General features: G+C 66.9%; 20 protein-coding genes and 3 pseudogenes. 7 read left to right on the top strand and 16 right to left on the bottom strand.

The window, feature by feature from the left end:
- Positions 1-17 precede the first annotated feature (17 nt).
- Positions 18-1298: a lipase family protein gene (locus HUO13_RS14380; protein ID WP_211901866.1), complete on the top strand. Its 1281-nt coding sequence runs from the start codon at positions 18-20 to the stop codon at positions 1296-1298.
- Between the two features lie 86 nt (positions 1299-1384).
- Here HUO13_RS14380 and HUO13_RS14375 read toward each other — a convergent pair whose 3' ends face one another.
- Complete coding sequence (locus HUO13_RS14375; RefSeq protein WP_211901865.1) at positions 1385-2584, bottom strand: MFS transporter; 1200 nt, start codon at positions 2582-2584, stop codon at positions 1385-1387.
- Between the two features lie 417 nt (positions 2585-3001).
- Here HUO13_RS14375 and hchA point away from each other — a divergent pair, with 417 nt between their 5' ends.
- Positions 3002-3877, top strand: coding sequence for a glyoxalase III HchA (hchA, locus tag HUO13_RS14370; protein ID WP_211901864.1), 876 nt, complete (start codon positions 3002-3004; stop codon positions 3875-3877).
- 165 nt (positions 3878-4042) lie between these two features.
- Here the strand turns inward: hchA and HUO13_RS38065 are convergent, their stop codons facing one another.
- On the bottom strand, positions 4043-4171 hold the full coding sequence (locus HUO13_RS38065) for a hypothetical protein (RefSeq protein ID WP_282976561.1): 129 nt from the start codon (positions 4169-4171) through the stop codon (positions 4043-4045).
- Positions 4172-4381: 210 nt separating this feature from the next.
- Here HUO13_RS38065 and HUO13_RS14365 point away from each other — a divergent pair, with 210 nt between their 5' ends.
- Both HUO13_RS14365 and HUO13_RS37385 read left to right on the top strand, forming a co-directional pair.
- Positions 4382-5152: a reverse transcriptase domain-containing protein gene (locus tag HUO13_RS14365; protein ID WP_249124794.1), complete on the top strand. Its 771-nt coding sequence runs from the start codon at positions 4382-4384 to the stop codon at positions 5150-5152.
- Positions 5086-5256: a group II intron maturase-specific domain-containing protein gene (locus HUO13_RS37385; protein WP_249124793.1), complete on the top strand. Its 171-nt coding sequence runs from the start codon at positions 5086-5088 to the stop codon at positions 5254-5256. The genes HUO13_RS14365 and HUO13_RS37385 overlap by 67 nt, the downstream gene beginning before the upstream one ends.
- A 92-nt stretch (positions 5257-5348) precedes the next feature.
- Here HUO13_RS37385 and HUO13_RS14360 read toward each other — a convergent pair whose 3' ends face one another.
- Positions 5349-5900, bottom strand: coding sequence for a transposase (locus tag HUO13_RS14360; protein WP_432757837.1), 552 nt, complete (start codon positions 5898-5900; stop codon positions 5349-5351).
- A gap of 30 nt (positions 5901-5930) precedes the next feature.
- Positions 5931-6440 carry a winged helix-turn-helix domain-containing protein gene (locus HUO13_RS14355; RefSeq protein WP_211901863.1) on the bottom strand — a complete coding sequence of 170 codons (510 nt, stop codon included), beginning with the start codon at positions 6438-6440 and terminating at the stop codon, positions 5931-5933.
- Between the two features lie 332 nt (positions 6441-6772).
- Here HUO13_RS14355 and HUO13_RS14350 point away from each other — a divergent pair.
- The 3 genes and pseudogenes from HUO13_RS14350 (at position 6773) to HUO13_RS14340 (ending at position 9753) form a co-directional block, all read left to right on the top strand.
- Positions 6773-7964: pseudogene (locus tag HUO13_RS14350) on the top strand (IS3 family transposase).
- Between the two features lie 37 nt (positions 7965-8001).
- A pseudogene (locus tag HUO13_RS14345) lies at positions 8002-8162 on the top strand (transposase); the annotation flags it as partial.
- A 457-nt stretch (positions 8163-8619) separates the two neighbouring features.
- Positions 8620-9753: an IS630 family transposase gene (locus HUO13_RS14340; RefSeq protein ID WP_211897129.1), complete on the top strand. Its 1134-nt coding sequence runs from the start codon at positions 8620-8622 to the stop codon at positions 9751-9753.
- A gap of 312 nt (positions 9754-10065) precedes the next feature.
- Here the strand turns inward: HUO13_RS14340 and HUO13_RS14335 are convergent, their stop codons facing one another.
- The 12 genes and pseudogenes from HUO13_RS14335 to HUO13_RS14280 form a co-directional block, all read right to left on the bottom strand.
- Positions 10066-11115 carry a tyrosine-type recombinase/integrase gene (locus tag HUO13_RS14335; RefSeq protein ID WP_211901862.1) on the bottom strand — a complete coding sequence of 350 codons (1050 nt, stop codon included), beginning with the start codon at positions 11113-11115 and terminating at the stop codon, positions 10066-10068.
- Complete coding sequence (locus HUO13_RS14330; protein WP_249124790.1) at positions 11112-11582, bottom strand: AbrB/MazE/SpoVT family DNA-binding domain-containing protein; 471 nt, start codon at positions 11580-11582, stop codon at positions 11112-11114. Before HUO13_RS14330 ends, HUO13_RS14335 begins: the two co-directional genes overlap by 4 nt.
- A gap of 602 nt (positions 11583-12184) precedes the next feature.
- Entirely contained in the window at positions 12185-13048 is an 864-nt protein-coding gene (locus tag HUO13_RS14325) for a carbohydrate ABC transporter permease (protein ID WP_211901861.1), read from the bottom strand.
- A gap of 59 nt (positions 13049-13107) precedes the next feature.
- Positions 13108-14025, bottom strand: coding sequence for a carbohydrate ABC transporter permease (locus HUO13_RS14320; protein ID WP_211901860.1), 918 nt, complete (start codon positions 14023-14025; stop codon positions 13108-13110).
- Positions 14018-15310, bottom strand: a complete 1293-nt coding sequence (locus tag HUO13_RS14315) for an ABC transporter substrate-binding protein (protein WP_211901859.1) — start codon at positions 15308-15310, stop codon at positions 14018-14020. Before HUO13_RS14315 ends, HUO13_RS14320 begins: the two co-directional genes overlap by 8 nt.
- A 32-nt stretch (positions 15311-15342) precedes the next feature.
- Complete coding sequence (locus HUO13_RS14310; protein WP_211901858.1) at positions 15343-17358, bottom strand: alpha-amylase family protein; 2016 nt, start codon at positions 17356-17358, stop codon at positions 15343-15345.
- 82 nt (positions 17359-17440) lie between these two features.
- Positions 17441-18273 (bottom strand): IS5 family transposase gene (locus HUO13_RS14305; RefSeq protein WP_211900699.1). Its coding sequence is split into 2 segments (ribosomal slippage): positions 17441-17931 and positions 17931-18273, totalling 834 coding nucleotides; the frame shifts between segments, so codons are not numbered across the junction.
- Positions 18274-18398: 125 nt separating this feature from the next.
- Positions 18399-19145 (bottom strand): annotated as a pseudogene (locus HUO13_RS14300) (NAD(P)-dependent oxidoreductase); the annotation flags it as partial.
- Positions 19146-19222: 77 nt separating this feature from the next.
- Complete coding sequence (locus HUO13_RS14295) at positions 19223-20317, bottom strand: ABC transporter ATP-binding protein (protein ID WP_211901857.1); 1095 nt, start codon at positions 20315-20317, stop codon at positions 19223-19225.
- 175 nt (positions 20318-20492) lie between these two features.
- Positions 20493-21269 carry an RraA family protein gene (locus HUO13_RS14290; protein WP_211901856.1) on the bottom strand — a complete coding sequence of 259 codons (777 nt, stop codon included), beginning with the start codon at positions 21267-21269 and terminating at the stop codon, positions 20493-20495.
- A gap of 73 nt (positions 21270-21342) precedes the next feature.
- Complete coding sequence (locus tag HUO13_RS14285) at positions 21343-21810, bottom strand: RpiB/LacA/LacB family sugar-phosphate isomerase (protein ID WP_211901855.1); 468 nt, start codon at positions 21808-21810, stop codon at positions 21343-21345.
- Between the two features lie 9 nt (positions 21811-21819).
- A complete protein-coding gene (locus HUO13_RS14280; RefSeq protein ID WP_249124789.1) occupies positions 21820-22596 on the bottom strand; it encodes a carbohydrate ABC transporter permease in 777 nt (258 codons plus the stop codon).
- Positions 22597-22638 lie beyond the last annotated feature (42 nt).

The raw sequence follows: 22638 nt of genomic DNA, 5'->3' as shown, positions 1-22638 counted from the left end.
CAGGAGAGGAAAGCCAAGTGCCACAACGAAGTGTCACCTTGAAGGTCGCCCCCGTTGCGTTGACAGCCGTGCTGGCGTTAGCCGTTCCACCGGGGCCGGCGGTCGGGCAGCCCGTCGCGCCGCCAACGTCGGCGAGCCCAGCCCTGCCCGACAGCGACGCCTTCTACGTCCCGCCCTCGCCACTCCCCGACGGGCGCGTCGGCGACGTGATCCGCAGCCGCGAGGTCGTCGCACCGCTGTACCCGAACGCAACCGTCCGCCAGATCATGTACCTGTCGTCGAACAACGCAGGTGAGCCCGTTCCCGTCACCGGCGCGCTTCTGACCCCGAAGGGGACTTCCGGCACCCGCAACCCGCTGGTCGTGGTCACACCAGGCACACGTGGACTCGGTGATCACTGCGCGCAGTCCAAACAGCTCAACCCAACGCAGGTCGCTCCCCAGGCCCCGGACTACCTGGCCGTACCGGTGCAGCAACTGCTCTTCAAGGGAATCTCGGTAGTCCTCACCGACTACGAGGGGCAGGGCACGCCGCGGCGCGCGGAGTACCTCGTCGGCCGGGCGGAGGGTCACCAAGCGCTCGACGCGCTCCGGGCGGCGACCCGCCTGACCGGCACCGGCGTCTCCGAAACATCCCCCGTCGGGATCGGCGGGTACTCCCAGGGCGGTCAGGCCGCCGGATGGGCCGCCGAACTGCAGCCGAGCTACGCGCCCGAACTCGACCTCAAGGGCATCGTGGCAGGCGGCACCTTCACCGACATGAACATCTGGATGGACCACGGCGACGGGAACGCCACCGCCGGCGACGGGTTCGCGCTGGCGGCACTGTCAGGTCTGGACACCGCCTACCCGGAACTCGAACTCGAGGAGAAACTGACCGCCGAGGGCAAGCACGTCATGGACCGGATCCAGCAGTCGTGCTACGCCGAGTACCTCACCACATTCGGCACCACGTCCACGGCTGACATCACCGAGCCCGACGTCCTCGCCCTGCCGCAGTGGCGGGAACGCTTCGCCGAGTCGCGGCTGGGCACAGGCAAGCCAGGCGCGCCCGCCTACGTCTACCACGCCAATGCCGACACCGTCGTCCCGTACGAGCTCGGCCGCATGCTCTACCGCGACTGGTGCGCCAACGGCGCGGCGGTGGAATTCGAGAGGTTGACCGGGGTGGATCACCTGGCGCCTCTGCTCGTGCCGCAGCGCGGCGTGGAATGGCTCGCCGCCCGCGTCACAGGCGTCCCCGCCCGCGACGGCTGCCGGGACGTGTCGATTCCGCAGAGCCCCGCCGAGGGGCCATAGGCCCGGCAACTGAGGAGCTACACGGCACCCAGTCGTCGCGTAGTGTGGACAGCCGTGCAGTTGCCGACACGGCTGTCCACACTGGACTATCTCCTGACGAGCGTGCCTACGAGCATGCTTGCTGCGGCGAGTCCGATCGTCGCAGCGAACAGGTAGAACGTGGTGGCAAGCCCCAGCGGCGCCGCGACGAACCCGGCGACGACCACCGGTGCGGAGATCGCCACGTACGCCACGACGAAGTAGGCGGCGAGCGTCTCACCGCGTGCGTGGGCGGGTGCCGCGTGCACCACCCGCCGGGTGGCTCCCATGAATGTCAGTCCGAAGCCGACACCGGTCGTGATCGCTCCCCCGAAGAAGACCACCGGGCTCAGCAGCGGCAGTGACACGGCGGTGACGAGCAGTCCTGCGATCAGCGTCGTGCTTCCCACGATCGACGCCGACGCGTTCGACATCCTGGTGAACACGAGCTGCGCGAGCCCACCCACACCCTGCATGCTGAGGATCACCAGCCCGACGACGAGGTGGTTGTCCACCTGCAGCAGCTCCTTGGCGATGCTGCCGCCCAGACCGAGGTACAAACCGGCTACGGCCCATGCCGCGAAGACCCCGAGCGATGCGAGGACGAACTGGCCGCGGATCTCGGCCGGAACCTTCAACCGCTGCACGCGGAAACCCGCCTCGCCGCCGGAGCGCTCCACCGTTTCCGGCACGCGCCACGCGATGGCGCTCAGCAGTACGAGCGCGATGACCACGAGCAGCACGTACGGCGCCCGCAGTGGGAACGGGACGAACTCCGCCAACGCGCCGGCGACCACGGCGCCGGCCGCGATCCCGGCCGATGTCGACGTGCTGTTCACCGTCGCAGCGAACCGGTGGTCCGAGCGGGGGTGCAGCTCGGCCAGCGCACCTCCCGCGGCCCCGGTGAACACACCGGTGGCCAGTCCCTGCAATCCGCGAGCCGCGTAGAGCCACCCCACACCGTCGGCGAAGACGAACAGGAGCAGGCTGACGACCAGACCCGCGATGCTGACGACCAGCACCGGACGACGTCCGACCCGGTCGGACAGTCCGCCCGCGAGCAGAAGGGCCACGACGACACCGGCGGCGTAGGTCGCGTAGACGGCCGTCAGCGTCGCCGCGGAGAACTTCCACTGCGCCTGGTAGTCCACGTAGAGCGGGGACGGCACCGCGCTGGCCGCCAGCGCGAACGCCATCGCCGCCGCGACGCTCCAGAACGCGAACGCCGATCGTGCAGGTGGCCGCGCCGAACCATCCTCTTTCGCCACACCAGCACCGTCGAGCACATCAGAGCCGTTGTGCTTCACCTTGCTCCCTCTTCCACTTCGATCGGCGATCGGACTGCGCGGCTCAACAGCGGAAATTTCCAGCACATTCCCGCCGCATTCGACATGTGGCACGGGAAACAACAATCAACCGGACTCGAACGAAAATTCGTGGTCGGCCGACAAACGAGGTTGTCGGCCGACCACAATAAATTGGCGTCCGCGTCCCGGAACTCGCCATTCGAGGCCGGGCATCGGGTCGTCGGCGGAGCCGGTTGAGTTGTGGGACATATGGCTCCGGTTTAACATGAGGGCCTGGCAGGCAGTGACGGCACGCATGACTTCGAGAAGTTGGCTTGCGATGCTGCCGCGTTGTCTCCGACAAGAAATTCTGAAACACAAATGAAAGCAGGACGAACGATGACTGCCGAGAACCTGAGCAAGAACCCCACGCCGGACGAGGCGGAGGACAACGCGTTCTTTCCGTCCCCGTACTCGCTGAGTCAATACACGTCGCCGAAGACCGACTTCGATGGAGTGCAGCACAAGGGCGCCTACACCAGAGGCAAGCGGAAGGTCCTCATGATCGCGACCGAGGAGCGCTACCTTCTGACGGAGAACGGCACGATGTTCTCGACCGGCAATCATCCGGTCGAGATGCTGCTTCCACTGCACCACCTGATGGAAGCGGGCTTCGAGGTCGACGTCGCGACGATCACCGGCTACCCGGCCAAGCTGGAACTGTGGGCCATGCCGAGCGAGGACGAGGCCGTTCTGGCGACTTACGAAGCGCTGAAGCCCAAGCTCAAGCAGCCCAAGAAGCTTTCCGAGGTTGTCGCCAACGAGCTCGGCTCGGATTCGGACTACCTCGCGGTGTTCATCCCGGGCGGGCATGGGGCCGTGGTCGGTTTGCCGACCAGCCGGGCAGTACAGCAGACTCTCGACTGGGCGTTGTCCAAGGACAAGTTCATCATCACCCTCTGCCATGGCCCGGCAGCATTGCTCGCCGCCTCGCTGGGTAGGGACGAATCGCCGTTCAAGGGCTACTCGGTCTGTGTCTTTCCCGACGCGCTCGACACAGGACCGAACATCGACATCGGCTACCTTCCCGGCCGGCTGCGGTGGCTGGTCGCCGATCTGCTGAGCAAGCAAGGAGTGACCGTTGTCAACGAGAAGATGACCGGCCAGGTGCACCAGGACGGGAAGCTCCTCACCGGGGACAGTCCCCTCGCCTCGAACGGCCTTGGTCGCCTCGCCGCCGATGCGTTGGTCGAAGCTGTCCAGGCGAAGGCGTGAATCGCCGGCGCACCACGGCCGTGGCCGACGCGGAGGTCAGGTAACCGAACTGGCCACATGATCTGGTGCTGGCCTCCGGCGGCGAACGCAGAGAGTGCCGCCGCACCTGGTAGGACCGCGGGTGCGCACGCGTGAGGGCATCGCGGCCGTTCGGACGTCATCGCATTAGTGATCAGCGTCGCGTTCGCGGATCATGTCACTTACCTTTCCCGCGACCCAGCCAAGCAGCGGCGGAATCAGCGGAGAGAACAGGAGCAAGTAAAGGGCGGCCATATCCACGAGCAAATCGTTCATGATGCAAATCCTTGGGGTCGCGAGCTGCGGTACGACAGGAAGTCGTGATCGGCGTGGCCTTACTTCTGCGGTGCCTCGTGGCCGGGTGACGCTGAGTGGCCGGGAGGTGTCGACGACTCATCCAACAGCGTTGCGAGGGTGCGGATGCCGCGGTGCGGCGGATTCAACTGGTCGTCGCAACACCTTGATCGTGGAGGTGTTGGGGCGGCGATGGCGCTCGAATCGCGGACGGAGTCGATCTTTCACCAGGACTCCTACGGGTATCGGCCTCGTCGCTCGGCGCTGGACGCGGTGGCCAACTGCCGTCAGCAGTGCTGGAAGAAGGACTGGGTGATCGACTTGGATGTCGCCAAGTTCTTCGACAGCGTGCCGTGGGAGTTGATGGTCAAGGCGGTGCAGGCCAACATCTCCGCTGATCAAAAGTGGGTGTTGTTGTATGTGAAGCGGTGGCTTGCCGCTCCGATCCAGCAGTCTGACGGCACCCTTGTCGAGCGGAACCGGGGAACCCCACAGGGGTCAGCGGTCTCGCCCGTGCTGGCCAACCTGTTCATGCATTACGCGTTCGACTCGTGGCTGGAGCGGGAGTTCCCGGCCGTGCAGTTCGAACGCTACGCGGACGACGCCGTGGTGCACTGCGCGACCGAGCGGCAGGCACGCCAGGTGCTGGCCGCTCTCGCCGAGAGAATGGAACAAGTCGGGCTGCGTCTGCATCCCGACAAAACCAAGATCGTGTACTGCAAGGACACCCGACGTCGTGGCTCCCATGAGCACACCTCGTTCACGTTCCTCGGGTACACGTTCCGCCCTCGCAAGGCCACGTACCCGGACGGGAGGCGTTCACATCCTTCCTGCCCGCGGTCAGCGCGGAGGCACTCAAGGCGATGGGTCGACGGGTCCGCTCCTGGCGGATCCACATGCGCGTCAGGGACGATCTCAGTGAGCTCGCCGAAGGGATCAACCCCATCGTGGCAGGCTGGATGAACTACTACGGCCGGTTCTACCGGTCGCAGCTGTATCCCTTCCTACGACGCATCAACACCTACCTGGTGCGCTGGGGTATTCGAGTTTGCCGGCTTCGGTTTTGATGTCGGCCTCAATTTCGGCGCGCTGGTCAGGTACGTCTTCCCACTCGCTTGCCAGGTGAATGAACCCGGTTACAGAGATTGAATGATCAAGATTACGGTGGCTCCGGGTCAACGGTGAGGCCGGTTTGGGCGAGGAAGCCGGTCAGCAGGTGGGGTCGGTACTGGATGCGCTTGAGCCGGTTGCGCACGATCGCGGCGAGGTGGTCGGCGGTGTCGGCGGCCAGGTTGCCCAGGCTGCGTTTGACGTGGGACCACACGCTTTCGGTGGGGTTGAGGTCGGGGGCGTAGGCCGGGAGCTGGATGACGTGCAGCCAGTCCCGGTTGCCGATCAATCGGCGCATCGCGGCGCTGATGTGGGTGTTGAGGTTGTCCCAGATCAACACGATCGGCGCTTTCAGGTACTGGTGGGCGGCATCGAGCAGGGCGGCGTAGTCGGTTTCGGCGAAGCTGCGGCGTTCGCCTTTGCGGGAGCGGTGGATCTTGACCCGGTACAGCAGGTGTGGGCGTTGGCCGGGGCGGACGCAGAACAGACCGGCCACCGAGATCCGGCCGGATCCCCTGCCCGACACCGGAATGACCGGGGTGTGTCCGCGTAGCGCCCCACGTCCGTGCCTTCGGCGGCCGTAGCGTATGACCTGCCTCATCTTCGAAGCAGACCGCCCCACGCTCGGCCGCTAGCCTTTTGCCTGCCGCCACACCTCCTGCCGCCACGTAGCGATCGCCTCCTCGTCGCGTTCGACTGGTCGATGCGCGGGCATCTGCGGGCTGAATCCCATGCGATGCAACAACATCGAGACTCCGCGCAGGGTGTACTGGACGCGGAAGAGTCGAGCGATCAGATCCGCCACCCGCGCCAGGGTCCACCGCTGATCTTCGATGTAGCCGTGCGCAGCGGGGCCTTCCTGCAGCACAGCGGCCAGCCGGTCCAGCTGCTCGGGCGACAGCCGACAGTCGGTCCCCGAGGGCCCCTTGGACACGAGTCCCGCTTCACCGTCGGTCAACCATCGGCGACGCCACACGTACACCGCGTTGTGCGATACCCGTAATCGCTTGGCGATCTCCGGCACCGCCACGTCCTGGGCGAACAACTCCGCCGCCTGCAACCGAACCGCCTCACGCCGGGCCCGGCCCTCAGCCGTCAGCCCACCACTATCGGGATAACGCACCCGGACCGGATACAGCACCCGACCAGCCGATGTCAGCCCGACACGCCGTGATCAAATCCCGACAGTTCAACCTCTGTAGCGACGGCCCGGCGGCCGGGACTTTGCGCGCAAGACGCCACAGTTGCCGTGCTCCGTCGTAGGGCTCTATCTGGCCGGTCCGGATGGCGGCGGCGACGCTGCGCGCCACGGTAGTCGCGGCGGTTTGATCATCGAGGGGCTGGGCACCGATGCCGGTCAGTACTTGGTCGACCAGTGGTTGAAGTTCCTCACAGAACACGTGGAGTGCGGTCGGGGCTGCTGCAGGGATGTGTGACAGCCGAGATGGCTTGCCTGTGTGGCGGGCTGGAAGGATGTCGCTGTGCCCAAGCCCTATCCCCCGTGAGTTCCGTGAGGACGTCGTCCGGGTGGCCCGTAATCGCGAGTCGGGCGTGAGTCTCGCGCAGGTGGCCCGGGATTTCGGGATCCATGAGATGACGCTGCAAAAGTGGCTGCGCAACGCCGATGTCGACGAGGGCGTCAAGCTCGGCGTGACGTCGGATCAGGCTCGTGATCTGCGCGAACTCAAGCGCCGCAACCGGTTGTTGGAGCAGGAGAACGAGGTGTTGCGGCGGGCGGCGGCGTATCTGTCGCAGGGCAATCTGCCGGGAAAATGATGTACCCGCTCGTGGGTCAGCTGGCCGCCGACGGGATTCCCGTGGCGGTGACGTGCCGGGTACTCAAGCTCCACCGCCAGCAGTACCCGGTGGAGATCCCAACCGGTCACCGATACCGAACTGGCCGAGGCGTATGTGGCCAACGCGATCTTCGACGCCCACCGGGATGATCCGGAGTTCGGATATCGCCTGCTGGCCGACGAGGCGTGGGCGGCCGGGCACTCGGCGGCCGAGCGCACGATCTGGCGGCTCTGCTCGAACAACGGCTGGTGGAGCGTGTTCGGCAAGAAGAAAACGCGAAGCACAAAGCGTCGCGTCGCGGGGCCGGCACATGACGATCTCGTGCGCCGTGATTTCACCGCCGAGGGCCCGAACCGGTTGTGGCTGACCGGTCTGACCGAGCATCCCACCAAGGAGGGCAAGCTGTATGTGTGCGCGATCAAGGACGTGTGGTCCAACAGGATCGTGGGCTACTCGATGGCCGACCGGATGGAATCGGCGATCGTGGTCACCGCCCTGGATTCGGCCGTCGCTCGTCGCGGCGCCGACGGCCGGCCACCGCGTGACCGGATGTGTGCTGCACAGCGACCGCGGTGGGCAGTTTCGGTCACGCAAGCTGCACCAAGCTCTGTTCCGGCACCGCCTCCGCGGCTCGATGGGCCAAGTCGGATCAGCTGGCGACAACGCCGCCATGGAAAGCTTCTACTCGCTGCTGCAGCACAACGTCCTCGACCGACGCCGTTGGGCCACCCGCGAGGAGCTACGGGTCGCGATCGTGCGCTGGATCGAGCGCACCTACCACCGCCGACGCCGCCAACCACGACTCGGACGCCTCACCCCTATCGAATTCGAGACAATCATGACCAAGACCGCCAACCAGGCAGCCTAACCACCTGTCACCAAACCCTGCAGCAGCCCCTCTCGGCGTGATCGAGGAGTTGGTGCCAGAGCAGTTGTGGTCTCGGGTTCAGCCGTTGCTCCCGCCACGCCCACCTCGCCGACATCGGTACCGGGCCGGTTGCCGGCAGATGATCGGGCCGCCCTGGTCGGCATCGTGTTCGTACTCAAGACAGGGATCACCTGGAAGGGTTCAAACACCTCCGCACTCGCTACGAAAGGCGCGCCGACATCCACCTCGGGCTCCTCCAACTCGTATGCGTCCTGATCTGCAACACGAACGCTCCCCGCAGACAACAGACCCACAGCGACGGAGCAGCCACTGCCCCACGACGTGACGTGGACACAAGCTCTGTGTCGGTCGCGTGCCCGCGATAGTGAGCGATCGCGCTCATCGCCTGCGCGCGGCTGAATGCGCCACACCGCTGGCGACCGACCGCATGACGTAGCGGCAACTAATCCACCGCAGGGGTGACCGGGCTTATCTTCCGGTCGGGCCCCATGACCAGGCAGAACCCATGCTTTTCGAACGCGAGCCCTCGGCGAAACAACGCTAGTGCCGTGTCAGGCAGGGTTTGCCCTGTTTGATCGCGACGCGCCGTGGTTGGTGCCGCATAGGTTGGTGTGATCGTTTCAGACTGTGGATCATGGCTGAGCGGGTACGGGTTCGGGAGCTCGATGACGATGAGGGCAACCGGTTGTTGCGGATCATTCGTCGTGGCAGTGGGTCGGTGGTGACCTGGCGCAGGGCGCAGATGGTGCTGCTGTCCGCGCAGGGCATGCCGGTGGCCAAGATCGCGACAGTGGCGTTCACCAGCGAGGATCGGGTTCGAGACGTGATCCACAACTTCAACACCGACGGGTTCGACTCGCTGTACCCGAAATACAAGGGTGGACGTCCGCCGACGTTCACTCTGCCGCAGCGGCGAGAGATCAAGAAGGTCGCCAAGTCCAAGCCTGCCGAGCACGGGCTGCCGTTTTCGACCTGGAGTCTGACCAAGCTGGCGGATTTCCTGGTCGCCGAGGGGGTGGTCGAGGACATCAGCCACGAGGGCCTGCGCGCGATCCTGCGCGCGGAAGGGGTGTCGTTTCAACGGATAAAGACCTGGAAGACCTCCCGGGATCCGGACTATGCGGTGAAGAAAGCTCGTATCGAGCACCTGTATGCGATCGCCGACGGCGAGATCGTCGGCGAGACCGACGATCCGACCGTGGTGTTCAGCATGGACGAATTCGGGCCACTGAACCTGCAACCCCACCCAGGACGGCAGTGGGCCGAGCGGGGTGGCAAGCACAAAGATCCCGGCCGTGACCCCCGGCCCCGGCAACGAGCTACCTACACGCGTCCCCACGGGGTCCGCCACCTGCTCGCCGCTCTCGACCTGGCCACCGACAGAATGTACGGACACGTCAAGACATCCAAGAAGCGAACCCAGTTTCTCCAGTTCTGCCGCTACCTGCGCGGTCTGTATCCACCGAAGGTGCGCATCGCGATCGTCTGCGACAACGCCAGCCCGCATCTGAGCACCCGGATCGACACCAGGGTCTCGGTCTGGGCTGAGGCCAACAACGTCGAGATCGCCTACACGCCAACGAACTCGTCCTGGATCAACCGCATCGAGGCTCAATTCACCGCGCTGCGCTACTTCACCCTCAACGGCACCGACCACACCAGCCACACCGAACAAGCCAGCATGATCCGCCGCTACATCGCCTGGCGAAACCGCAACACCGACAACCCCCGACTACGCAAGATCGTCCAACGGGCAAACGTAGCCTGACGCAGCACTAGTTTCCAGTTCGCCCAGCTCAGGCGCGGTCCAGCACTTTTGCCCTGAGTGTGACGCAACATCCGTCCAGTGTGCGTATGTTCTCCATGCACGTACGGCTGGTCCGTCGGATCAACGGACGGTTCAGTTGTGGTCTGCTTTCGGGCCTTCTTGCGAAGGTGCCGATGGTGCCGAAGGTGCCACTACATGGATGCGGGCACCTTCGGCACCATCGGGCACCTTCAGGCATAGCGCCAACTCAGATGAGCACTGCCCCGCCTCATCCAGGAGACGGAGCCCACGTTCTCATCGCACCAGCACCACTTACTCGTCACCTCCCCTGCAGTGCGCGGCGGGGGGGTGCGGTTCGCCAGTCAAGGCCGCGACCGCAGCGGCGACCTCCTCCAGGCCGGCCCGGATGTAAGTCGTGGTCGTGCCGCCATCGCCGCCGCTGCTGTCGGTATGGCCGGCGAAAGCCCGGGCGACCGCATAACCGAAATGGCGTTCCACCCAGGTCAGGGTGGTGTGGCGCAGCCAGTGCGTGCTGATCTGCTGCGAGGCCACCCACGGCAGATGCTCGCCCAGCCTGCGCCACAGGTAGTCGTAGCGGCGCCGGGTGATCGGCTCCCCGATGGCATACCGCAGCAACTGCCCACCCGATTCCGCCGCACCCCGATGCTCGGCGTGGTCCTGCAGATGCCGCATCAGGGTCGGCGAGACCGGTTGCCAGCGCACCGTTCCGCCTTTCTCCTGCAACAGCACCAGACACTGCTGCGGGTCCAGATCCCGTGGACGCAACGCCAATGCCCCGCCCCGGCGGCAGGCTGTCTCGGTGTGCAGCCGCAGCAGCAACGTATCCAGCGCCGGATCATTGCCCGTAGCCGCGGCCACCTCGTTGATCTCGGCCAGGCCGGAATCCGGCAGCCCCCGACGGGTGGACGGCAACCGGCGCGGTTTGGGTACCCGCTTGGCCGGGTTGTCGCCCTCGGCGATCCACCCGTCGGCGACCGCGTGGTTGTACACGCACCGCAGCGCGGCGATCAGGTGCTCGGCCGCACCCCGCCCGCCACGGGCATTGCGCCGGGGCACCACGTGGGTTCTGACGTGCTCGGCCAGCTGCTTGATCTCCAGCGCCGTCGGCTCATCCAGTCGCCGGTCAGCCCAGTGCTCGAGAATCCGGTTCCAGTACGAGCCATACACCCGCCTGGTGCCGGCCGACACCGCATCGGACACCTTCGGGATGTACTCGGCGAACGTCGGCGCCACCGGCTGCTGCGGAGGTCCAGCCACCAAGTCCTCTGGAGAAAGACCCATGCGCGCCAGCACCAGCCGCGCGGCTTCGATCTCCGCCTGCTCCGGCTGACCACCGCTCATGGCTGCTCACCCCCGACCAGGGAGTTCGCGTGCGGGGCCAGCACCGCGTCCAGCGCCCACATCGGAAAGGCCACGACCACATCCTGTGCGGGGTCGGCAGCCAGCAGCAGCCGGTCTCCCGCGCCCACGCCCACCCGAGTGCGCACCGGGGCCGGAAGCAGCACACGGCCTGCCGACGGGATCGTGAACGCGCCCTGCGGATCACGACGCACCACCGCCGCACCCCCACGCACACTCACACTCAGGTGATCACCGGCGGCCCAGCCCAGCGCCCGCACGACCGTGTTCTCGGCGATCCGGCCCGAGGCATCCACCCGTCCGATCCCGTAGCCCCAGGACGCGTCACCAGGAACAGTCGCGACCTCGGCCAGTGGCAGCCTCGACCGCACCCGCCGGGTCTCGGCCGCCACACGCGACCGAGCACCCGTCGACTGCGGCACCAGGGCCGACACGACCTGCTCAGCCATGGCCACCACCCCGGCAGCCATCCCGCTGAGCACCGGCCAGGAAACACCGAAAACCACTGCAGCAGGAACCCCGCTGCAGTGGACCGTCCAACTGTGTGTGTTGGGGAAATCGCACGCGATTTTGTGTCCGAGGACGGAGCCGACCCATACGCCTACCCCACCCAACACGGCAACATCGACCTATGACCGAACGATGGACTGCGAAAACGCCCGCTATACGCACTCACATTGCCGCCACTGGAGCCAACGTCAGATGACAGCCCACCGCAGAACTGACAAGAGCAGCGGCGTCTGCGTGGCCGGAGTCATCTGCACGAAGTAAGCGACGAAGCCACTTACCAGAGCGAGCCGCCGCAGCCGGCCGGGAAAGACCGCGCCCTACGGCGAGCACCGAAGCGTTCTGGATATTGGCATCCGCGCCGATCTCGATCGACTCGTTCTCAGCCGACAGCACGGCTGAGCACCCACGCCGACGTGCGCATACCAGTAGGCCGGTCGTCCAGGTCGCCAGTGGCGACCCGGGGAGCTCCGTTCCTCCCAGCCAGGGCGGATGTCCGTACCGGTCCCAAGCGTCAGCGCGTCGAGCACTCGCGGTGGCGCCGTCACTTCGACCCCGTGCCGGCGATCCCCTGCACGAACTGCCGCTGGAACACCAGGAACACGATCAGCACCGGCAGCACGGCGATCGTCGTGATGGCCAGGATCGTGCCCCACGGCGTGGAGAACAGGTCACCGCCCTGCAGCGAGGCGAGCCCGACGGGAAGCGTGAGCACATCGTCGCCCTGCAGGATGACGAACGGCCACAGGAACTCGTTCCACCGCGCCGTCACCGCGAGGACCGCGAGAACCGCAACCAGCGGACCGGACAGCGGCAGGACGATCCTGCAGAACGTGCGGATCTCGCCGGCCCCGTCGAGCCGGGCCGCCTCCATCAGCTCGTCCGGGATGGACATCATGAACTGCCGTGCGATGAAAACCCCGGTGGCCTCCGCAGCGCCGGGCAGGATGACGCCCCAGATCGAGTTCACCAGGCCGAGGTTCACCGCGACCAGGAAGGTCGGCACCAGGGTGACCTGGATCGGGACCATGATCGTGAGCAGGTAGGCGAGGAAGAACGTGGTGCGGCCACGGAAGCGGAACTTCGCGAACGCATAGCCCGCCATCAGGCTGACCGTGACGCTCAGCAGCGCGCCGAGCACCGAGATCACCACCGAGTTGCGGATCCAGGTCAGCAGCGGGTACCCGGTGAACGCCTCGACGTAGTTCTCGAGGGTCGGGTCGGCCGGCCACAGCCGGAACTCGGGACTGGTCGCCTGACCGTTGGGGGTGAGCGAGGTGACGATCATCCAAAGGAACGGGAACAGCATCACGAGCGTGATCGACGTCAGCAGCACGAGCACCAGTGCCCCGGCCGCCTGCCGCCTGCGGGGCCGCCAGGCGGGGCTCCCGGGTTCGACAGCCGGCACGCCTGGGGACAGTGCTCCGCCTTGCGGCCGGCGCAGGTTCTGAGCACGGTGAACAGACATCATGCGACGTCCTCCGTCTTCCGGCTGGCGCGGAACCTGAGCAGTGTGAACAGCACGAGGATCAAAGCCAGGACGACACCTGCCGCGCTCGCATAGCCCATGTTGCCCTGGGCGAACGCGGCTCGGTACACGAACTGGATCAGCACCGTCGTCGCGAAGCCCGGACCGCCGCCGGTGAGCACGAACAGCAGGTCGAACACCTGCAGCGAGAACACCACGTTCACGATGAGCAAGAAGAACGTCGTCGGCGCGAGCAGCGGCCAGGTAACGCTGCGGAACCGCCGCCACGGGCCCGCCCCGTCGAGCTGCGCGGCCTCACGAAGGGATTCCGGGATGTTCTGCAGCGCCGCGAGGTAGAGCACCATGCAGAACCCCACCCGGCTCCACAGCACGGCGAGGACCACCGTCGGCATCGCCCATGTCGTCGAGGTCAGCCACGGGACCCGGCTCGCCCCCGCAGCGGACAGGGCGTTGTTCACGACGCCGTAGTCGCCGTTGAAGATCCAGGACATGATCACCGCGACGCCGACGCCGGAGGCCACCATCGGCGCGAAGAGCAGCGTGCGGAACACCGCACGGCCGGGCAGCGGCCGGTTCAGCAGTACTGCGAGGAACAAGCCGCCGGCCATCGCCACCGGAACGGTGCCCAGAGTGAACACACCGGTGTTGCGCAACGCCTCCCAGAACAGTGGGTCGGAGACGAGCCTGGCGTAGTTGCCCACCCCGACGAAGTCAGGGTCGATTGTCACCGACCCGCTGAGTGTGCTGAACACGAGTGCGGCACCGATGGGGATTAGACCGAACAGCAGGAACAGGATGCCGCTGGGCAGCAGGAAGGCATACGGCACGATCTGCCGGCGCAGCGGCACGCGCCGTGCGCGCTGACCCGGCCCGGGACGAGTGCGCTCCTCAGGCATTGGCCAGACCTCGCTCGATTCGCTCTGCCGTCTCCGCGGCGGAGGCCTGCCCGATGAACAACAGGTCGAGAGCGTCGCCGAGCACCTCGCGCACGGTCTGGTAGTCGCGAGTCGCCATGTCCTGGCCCACCGATTCCGGAACGCTGGCCAGTTGCTCGATCGAGATGGCGATGTCGTCCGGGCGATACCGGTAGCCGACGTCCTGGGGTGTCACCGTCGCGAACGGCGAGATCGTGCCGCGGTCCCTGATCGCGGGCGTCGACCGTTCCGGAGAACTGGCGAAGTGCAGGAACCGCGCGGCCAGCTCCGGGTCCGGTGAGCTAGAGGTGACGACGTGGACGGAGCCGCTGAGGTTCGTCGCCGGGCGGTCCGCGGTGAACAGGTACGTGACGCCCCACTGCTCGTCCGGCATCGACTTGCGCAGTACCGAAACCTGGGCCTCATGGACCATGAACCCCACCTGCCCGGTCGTGAACAGCGAGGCGGCGGTATCGGCCTGCGAGGCCTTCACCGTGTTGCCGAGGGAGATCAGTCCCTCCGCGTAGAACGATCGGGACCACTCGAGCGCAGCCTCCGCGGCGGGCCCGCTCATGGCCGGTGTCCCCGTCCCGTCGAAGAGCGACCCGCCGCGCTGGTAGAGCGCCGGCAGCCACCGGTTGCCGCTGTTGGCGTTGATGTAGCCGTAGGACGTGCCGTACCGCCCGGTGATGCGTTTCGCCTCGACACACATCTGCCGGAACTCGTCCCAGCTCCAGCCGTCTTCGGGGGAGCCCGGAATGCGGGCGCCGATCCGGTCGACCACGTCCCGCCGGTAGTAGCAGGTCATGCACGTCGTCTCCTTCGGCAGCCCGAAGACCTTGCCGTCCCGCTCGACCAACGCGGCGAGGACCGGCAGGTAGGAGTCCATGTACCCGGCCGGGAGGTACGGGGCGATGTCTACCGCGGTCCCGTTGCGGGAGTAGCGGCTGACCGCCGAGACACCGAGCTGCACGATGTCGGGCGCCTGACCTGCGGCAGTCCGCGCGACGAGCCATGCGTCGAGCGCACTCTCCGGAAGCGGGGTGAACTCGATTCGGCAACCGGGGTTGCGCGCTTGGAACATGGCGGCGGACTCACGCAGGTGATCCGGCCACACCCCATCGTTGCTGGTTGCCATGGTGACCGTGCCGTCGGCCACCCGGCGCGCGGCGCAGCCGGACAGCGCGGACGATGCGGCCATGCCGACCCCGGCGAGGCCGGCGAGCTCGAACATGCGGCGGCGGGACAATGCGACGGGCGTGGGCATGCGAGTCCTCCTCGACTCGGCGGGCCGTGTGGTCAGGACGGCAGGACAAGCACCTCGAAAAGTCCGATCGCGGGGAGAACAACGGTGAGACCGCCATCGGCAGGCTCGATGGCCGGTTCGTGATCCGCCACCAAGGCGCGGACCCGCTCTGTGCCCGTGCCGCGCACCGTGATCCGGTGACCGGCGGGGACCGTGACGGGGCTCCCGAACGACTGGTGCCGTTGTCCCGTGAGATTGCGGAGGTGGATCACCTGGCCCACCTCGGAGCGACCGACGACGACCTCTACCTGGCCGGGTAGATCAGTCTCGATCTCCAGTCGCGCGCCGAGCAGCTCCCGCGCCGCATCCGCGATGACGTCGCCCAACCCGCCGAGCCCGACCTCGCGGTAGGCGCGACCAGGTGTCCACGGCAGTGCCACCGACCGGCCGGAACCGTGCTGGTACTCCAGTTTCGGCGGGTGGTCCAGCGGCAGGTGGCCGTAGCACTTCTCCGGGGGTCCGTAGGGGGCTCGCGACAGCACGGACATCCGCGGAACCGCCCCTGCACGCGGTCGGACGACGTGGAAGGCACCCAGGATCGGCAGCACCCTTCCCGGGTCCTCTCCGACCACCGCGGACGACCAGGTCATCTCCGCGGTGTCCATCGAGACGAGCCGCCGGCCGACTCCGCTGGACCCGAGTTGCGCCCGGTCGGCGTCCAGGCCGGTCGCGCCCGTGGTCAGCAACGCTCCGCCACGCTCGACGTACGCGTCGAGCTCCTTCGCAGCCGTCTCATCGAGCGCGCCCAGGTCCGGGAGCACCAGCAGCGCGAAGCGGTCCAGCGCACCGGCCTGCCCGAGCTCCGCGAGACGGTTCTCGGGCAGCGCGTCGAAGGGCACGTGCCGCTCCAGCAGGGCCGTCCAGACACCGCGGAACTCTGCTTCGGCGTGGGCGGGCTGCGTCCCGGCCGGTTTGAGCGGATCGGGCCGGACAAGCGCGGTCCGGGCGGCCGGGACAAGACCTGCGTACACGTCCTGGTGATCCCGGTGGAACCGGACGATGGCCGAGCCTGCCGACAGGCCCCCGTAAGGGAACTCGTCCGGCGTCCCCATGATGTAGGTGGATGGGATCGCCCCACGGGCCACCGCCTGCAGCAGGTACTGCTCGAACAGCCGCGGCTCCTCGCCGACCAGACGGTACGGCATGTCGAGGAAGGCGACCGAGTTGACCAGGACCGGCACCTCGGGACGGTAGCTGCGCGCGACGCTGACGTGCTCCGAAGTCTGGTGCGGCCACAGCGGCCGCCCGATCGCGTTGTTCGCCTCGTGGAAGACGATGTCCGCGGTGTCGCCCATGACCAGCGGGGCCTGCGGGCGGCGCACGGCGATGAACTCCCGTGCCCGCCCGAGCAGCCGGTCCAGCGCTTCGTTCGTCAGCCGCTGCCAATGCGTGTAGCCGGGCGACTCCGGGCCGGTTGGCAGGCTGCCGCCCAGCTGCGGGGCGAATGCTGCCCGGCACGACAGGCACTGGCACACTCCCCGATACCGCTTCGCGTAGTCGATCTCGTTGTAGCTCATCCAGTTGAAGAAGAACCCGTCGACCTCGTAGGAGTCGAGGATCTCCTCGAGCACCTCGAACAGCTTCTCCTGGTAGTACGCGCCACTCGGGCACACGCTGACGAGTCCGTTGTAGACCTGGCGGTCCCCGCCCGGCCCGACGTAGCACCACTCCGGATGCGCCTCGGCGATCGGCCGGGCGACTTTCGAGAAGTCCATCCGCGCCAGGACCCGGACGCCGCGTCGGTGCGCCGCGGTCAGGGTGTCGCCGAGCAGGTCGCCCGATTCGCGCTCACGCAGCACCGGGTTCGGGCTCTGGTGCGGTAACGCCGTCGGGTAGTTGGAGATGATCCCCCCGACGCTGAGCAACCAAGCGTTCGCACCGTAGTCTTGGATCTGGTCGAGCACTCGCTCCACGTCGAGCCCGGCGTCGATCTCGCGGATGTTCGTCTGGAACATCCGGAACGGCCGCTTCCACCACAGCTCTGCGGACCCGGCACCGTCGGCGGTCATCCGGCCACCACTCCCTTCTTCGATCGGTGGCTTCGGTGAGCGCTTGGTCATTCGGTCCCCCTCATCCCGTTAAGACCGGATCTCATTTGGGGTTGTTGTGGGTGAGCAGATCGAGCTTGACCGCGCGGCGGTAGCAGATCACCGCGCACCCCAGGCTGGCGAATGCCGCGTAGTGGGCGGCCTTGCGCTCGTAGCGGCGAGCCAGCCGACGGAACCGGGAAACCCACTCCAGGGTGCGTTCGATGACGTAGCGGTGGCGCCCCAGCCGGGTGGTCGACTCGATACCCCGGCGAGCGATCCGGGCGATGATTCCTCGCCGACGCAACGCGTGTCGGCAGACCGGATAGTCGTAGCCCTTGTCCGCGTGCAGCTTGCGCGGCCGACGCCGAGGCCGTCCGACAGGCCCTCTGACCGGCGCAACAGCATCGATCACCGTCTGAAATTCCCGGTGATCGTTGCGGTTGGCCGCGGAGATGACCACGGTCAGCGGGATGCCACTGCGGTCGCTCATCGCGTGGATCTTCGAGCCTGGCTTGCCCCGATCCACCGGGCTGGGGCCGGTCAGGTCCCCCTTTTGACCGCCCGGATGTACATGCTGTCCACCGACGCCCGGGACCAGTCGATCGCTCCAGCGGTGCCCAGCAGGTCCAGCAGTTCCTGGTGCAGCCGGGTGAACACCTGCGCGGCACTCCACTCGGTGAACCGGCGATGGGCGGTAGGAGCACTGACCCCGAACGACGTGGGAAGTGCTGACCACGCGCACCCGGTTTGCAGCACATACAGGATCGCGGCCAGCACCGTGCGGTCGTCCAACCGACGCCGACCTCCGCCCTGGTGACGTTGCGGCACATCCGGCAACAGCCCTCGCGCCAGCAGCCACAACGACTCCGGACACCACTTCTCCACATCGTCCATCGTTGATCAACAATATCGCCTACCCAACAACACACCCAAATGAGATACGGCCTAAGCTCCAAGGCCAGTGCGTAGAGGGCCGAGTGGTCCAGCTCGCCTCCGCCACGCGCCTTCACGGAGGCGACGAGGGAGGTCATCAGACCAGTGGCCGGCAGGGCGAGCCCCCGCTCGCGCACCGCGTCCGCGACGATGCCGAGGTCCTTGTCGTGCAGAGCGATGCGGAACCCCGGGGTGAGCTCCCCGCTCAACATCGCGGCACCCTTGCGTTGCAGCACGGTGCTGCCGGCCAGCCCGCCGCCCAGCACGTCGAGCGCACTCGGCAGGTCCACCCCGTGGGCACGGAGGAAGACGAGTGCCTCGGCGAGCATCTGGATGTGCCCCGCCACCATCAGCTGGTTGGCGGCCTTGACCACCTGCCCGGCGCCTGCTTCGCCGACATGCACCACTGTCGTGCCCATCGCGCCGAGCACGGGCCCGACCTCGTCGAGTGTTCGCGGGTCGCCGCCCACCATGATCGAGAGAGTTCCTTCGACGGCGCCGGCCTCGCCGCCGCTGACCGGCGCGTCGAGACAGCGGACGCCTGCCTCCACGGCGGCCGTGTGGACTGTGACCGACTCGGCCGGGCTGATCGTGCTGTGGTCCACGAGCACCGCGCCAGGCGACATCGCGGCCAGGACTCCCTCGCCGCCGAGAACCGCATCGAGCACCGCCGGGCCGTCGGGGAGCATCGTGATCACCAGGTCGGCGGCCGCACACGCCTCGCGGAGCGAGTCCGCCACGATGCCGCCGGTGGCCGCCGCCCGCTGCCGCGACTCCGGTGACCGTCCGCAGACCCGGACCTCGTATCCGGCGGCAACGAGGTTGGCCGCCATGGGGCGGCCCATCACGCCCGGGCCGATGAATCCGATCGTCTTCATGTCGTCTGCCTCCATCGAGCCGTCTGGCTGAGTCACGCGGACAGGCGGGCCCCGGTCTCGGGGTGGAAGAGGTGGATCTCGCTGCGGTCGCGCAGCGCCACGGTCACCTTTTGTCCGAGCTCGGGCGGCGTGCGGCCGTCGGCGCGGACGACGAAGCGCTCCTGCGAGCCGTTGACGTCGATCGAACCGTGGACGAGCGCGTCGGCTCCCAACTCCTCCACCAGCTCGACGGTCATCGCCAGCCCACCGTCGTCGTCACTCGAGGTCAGCGACAGCGCCTCGGGGCGAACCCCGAAGGTGATCTCCTCGAGGTCCCCGGCACCGGCGACGGCCTCCCGCGGCAGCGGGATGGTCGTCCCGTCCAGCACCGCGCCGTCGCCGCTGAGCGGTACCGTCTTGAGGTTCATCGCCGGTGAGCCGATGAAGCCGGCCACGAACGCGTTGGCCGGGTTCTCGTACAGCTCGCGCGGGGAGGCGCACTGCTGGAGCAGGCCGTCCTTGAGGACCGCGACCCGGTGACCCATGGTCATGGCCTCGACCTGGTCGTGGGTGACGTAGATGGTGGTGGTGCCCAGCCGCTTCTGCAGGGCGGCGATGTTGGCGCGGGTCTCCACCCGCAGCTTGGCATCCAGGTTGGACAGCGGTTCGTCCATCAGGAACACGCTGGGCTCGCGCACGATCGCCCGGCCCATCGCGACCCGCTGGCGCTGCCCACCCGACAGCGCCTTGGGCTTGCGGTCGAGGTATTTCTCCAGGTCGAGCATCTTGGCGGCTTCGGTGACCTTGTCGCGGATCTGCTGCTTGGGGGTCTTGCGCAGCTTGAGCGCGAAGCCCATGTTCTCGGCCACCGTCATGTGCGGGTACAGCGCGTAGGACTGGAACACCATCGCGATGTCCCTGTCTTTGGGGGAAAGTCGGGTGACGTCTGACTCCCCGATGCGGATCGCTCCGGAATCCACCTCTTCGAGGCCGGCCAGCATCCGCAGGCTGGTCGATTTTCCACAGCCGGAAGGGCCGACGAGGACCAGGAACTCGCCGTCGGCGATATCGAGGTCCAGCTCGTCGACGGCCGGGCGGGGCGAGCCCGGGTACACACGGGTGGTCTTGTCATACGCAATGGTGGCCACAGCGAGCTCCTTTGCTCCTCGACCCTGAAAGACGCAACGCGCTCCCTTCCAGACACAAACTCCCGGAAGCACGTCCGCAGCGGCAGGAGAGCCCTGCCAACAGCGCTCGAATTCCTCTTCCCGCGCGAGGTTCCCGGGTGTGGGGGCCGCGGACCGGTCCCCACACCCGCTGCCGTCAGGTTCGGCGCAGGCGCTTGTCCAGGGCCTCCTCGGTCATGGCGTAGGGGTGCGGGTCGACGTCGAATGACGATTCCGTGCTCTCGTTGCGGGCGATGCCGAGCCGGTCGAACAGCATCGCTCGCGCGCGCTTGTCGTTCTCCGATTCCTGGATGGCGTAGGTGAGTACGTCATCGACGAGTTCTTCCGGCACGATGATCGCGCCGTCACCGTCGGCGACCACGAGGTCGTCGCGGCGCACGAGTTGTCCGCCGATCTCGACCTGCATGCTGTGGCCACCCCACTCGACGCGCCCCTGGTACATGGGCTGGACGATCCAGCGCGACCAGATGGGAATGGCCTTCTGCTCCAGGGTTTCATCGGAGTCGCGGGTACCGCCGTTCGTCAGCACGCCGCGGGCGCCGAGTGCGGCCCAGCACATCGAGTCCATGGAGCCGACCGCGGGAGTCTGGGTGTTGCAGGTGTCGATGACCAGGAACGTCGTGTCGTCGATCTCCTGGGCGAGATCGTTGGCGAAAACCTCGCCGTACCAGTACTCGTAGGCCCACTTCGTGTACTCGCGCGGGGTCATCGTCGGAACGGACTGCTGGGTCGGGACGTGGCGGCAGGTCAGGGCGAAGCCGGCGGCCTTGGTGCGCCACAAGGGCCGGATCTCCGGGGAAACGGTGCCGAGGTGGTGCTTACCGACCCAATCCATCCCGTCGCGGATGTCGGTGACGCGCAGCTTCGCGACGGTGTCGAGGATTTCCTTTTTGCGTTCACTGGGAAGCGACATGCTTGGGTTCACCTTTCGCATTGGCGAGGTACTGATGCGGAAATACCGGGTAGCGCGCTCGCGAGCAGCTGTCCTACGCACCACCCGCTTTCGCCCCGGCTGCCCGTTCCATCTCGGCGAGCTGGGCCACTCTTCTTCGAACATCGGGGCCAGTGCCGAACGTCGCGGAGAGAAAGGCGACCACGGCGTCCTCGGCTATCCGCGGTCCTACGATCCAGGCACCGAGACAGGCGACGTTGACGTCGTCGTGCTCCACGCCCTGCCGGGCGACGTGGGTGTCGTGAACGACCGCGGCCCGGATGCCGGGCACCTTGTTGGCGGCGATCGCGGCGCCGACTCCCGTGCCGCAGACGAGGATGCCCCGGTCAGCGTGGCGCGAGGTGACCAGGTCGGTCACCTTCCGGGTCATCACCGGGAAGTCGCACGGCGCGTCGTCCGTCGTGCCCACGTCGATCACGTCGTGGCCACGTGCGCGGACAGCGTCGACCACTGCCGGCTTGAGCGGGAAGCCCGCGTGATCGTTCGAAATGGCAATGCGCATGATCTGCTCCTAACCACGCAGTCCTGTGGTGCTGATGCCTTCCACGAGAAGACGCTGGAAGGCGATGAAGATGCCGAGCACCGGCAGCAGCGACAGGATCGACATCGCGAACAGGGCTCCGAAAGCCGAGTTGGACGTGGTGTCGATGAACGACCGCAGCGCCAGCGGCACCGTGTAGAGCTCGGGGTCGTTGAGGTAGATGAGTGGGGTGAAGAAGTCGTTCCAGCTGTAGATGAACGTGAAGATCGCCGTCGTGGCCAGCGCCGGTTTCGTCAGGGGCAGGATGATGCGGACGAAGATGCCCAGGTGGCCGCAGCCGTCGAGGCGGGCGGCCTCGTCGAGTTCCCGCGGGATGGTTCGGAAGAACTGCACGAGCAGGAAGATGAAGAACGTGTCGGTGGCCAGTAGTTTCGGTATGACGAGCGGGAGGTAGGTGTCGACCCAGCCGAGCTCGCGGAACAGCACGTACTGCGGAACGAGGATCACGTGGTGCGGCAGCATCAGCGTGCCGAGCATGATCACGAACCACATCTTGCGCAGCCGGAAGTTGATGCGGGCGAATGCGTAGGCCGTGACCGAGCACGCCACCAGGTTGGCCACCACGCACAGAGCCGTGACGAGCAACGAGTTGAGCATGAACCGTCCGAAGGACACCCCCGAGACGCCCTGCCATCCCTCCACGTAGCCGTCGACGGTGAAGTGCTCGCCAGGCCAGATTCCCGGGTCGGCAATGGCGGCATCGTCCCGGAATGACGCCCCGAGCATCCATGCGAGCGGGTAGAACATGACGGCACCGAGCGAGATGAACAGGAGGTGGCGGAGGAACTG

This window comes from Saccharopolyspora erythraea, assembly GCF_018141105.1.
GTDB classification, from domain to species: Bacteria; Actinomycetota; Actinomycetes; order Mycobacteriales; family Pseudonocardiaceae; genus Saccharopolyspora_D; species Saccharopolyspora_D erythraea_A.
The sequence above is the reverse complement of the archived record's forward strand: the minus strand, read 5'-3'. Positions and strand labels throughout refer to the sequence as shown.

Coding starts and splice junctions, on each gene's coding strand:
- HUO13_RS14310 (WP_211901858.1), bottom strand. CDS start 17,358: ATGACCGCCGACGGTGCCGGGTCCGCAGAGCTGTGGTGGAAGCGGCCG.
- HUO13_RS14330 (WP_249124790.1), bottom strand. CDS start 11,582: ATGGCTGAGCAGGTCGTGTCGGCCCTGGTGCCGCAGTCGACGGGTGCT.
- HUO13_RS14285 (WP_211901855.1), bottom strand. CDS start 21,810: ATGCGCATTGCCATTTCGAACGATCACGCGGGCTTCCCGCTCAAGCCG.
- HUO13_RS14280 (WP_249124789.1), bottom strand. CDS start 22,596: ATGTTCTACCCGCTCGCATGGATGCTCGGGGCGTCATTCCGGGACGAT.
- HUO13_RS14290 (WP_211901856.1), bottom strand. CDS start 21,269: ATGTCGCTTCCCAGTGAACGCAAAAAGGAAATCCTCGACACCGTCGCG.
- HUO13_RS14335 (WP_211901862.1), bottom strand. CDS start 11,115: ATGAGCGGTGGTCAGCCGGAGCAGGCGGAGATCGAAGCCGCGCGGCTG.
- HUO13_RS14315 (WP_211901859.1), bottom strand. CDS start 15,310: ATGCCCACGCCCGTCGCATTGTCCCGCCGCCGCATGTTCGAGCTCGCC.
- HUO13_RS38065 (WP_282976561.1), bottom strand. CDS start 4,171: ATGAACGATTTGCTCGTGGATATGGCCGCCCTTTACTTGCTCCTGTTC.
- HUO13_RS14320 (WP_211901860.1), bottom strand. CDS start 14,025: ATGCCTGAGGAGCGCACTCGTCCCGGGCCGGGTCAGCGCGCACGGCGC.
- HUO13_RS14340 (WP_211897129.1), top strand. CDS start 8,620: ATGGCTGAGCGGGTACGGGTTCGGGAGCTCGATGACGATGAGGGCAAC.
- HUO13_RS14360 (WP_432757837.1), bottom strand. CDS start 5,900: ATGAGGCAGGTCATACGCTACGGCCGCCGAAGGCACGGACGTGGGGCG.
- HUO13_RS14365 (WP_249124794.1), top strand. CDS start 4,382: ATGGCGCTCGAATCGCGGACGGAGTCGATCTTTCACCAGGACTCCTAC.
- hchA (WP_211901864.1), top strand. CDS start 3,002: ATGACTGCCGAGAACCTGAGCAAGAACCCCACGCCGGACGAGGCGGAG.
- HUO13_RS37385 (WP_249124793.1), top strand. CDS start 5,086: ATGCGCGTCAGGGACGATCTCAGTGAGCTCGCCGAAGGGATCAACCCC.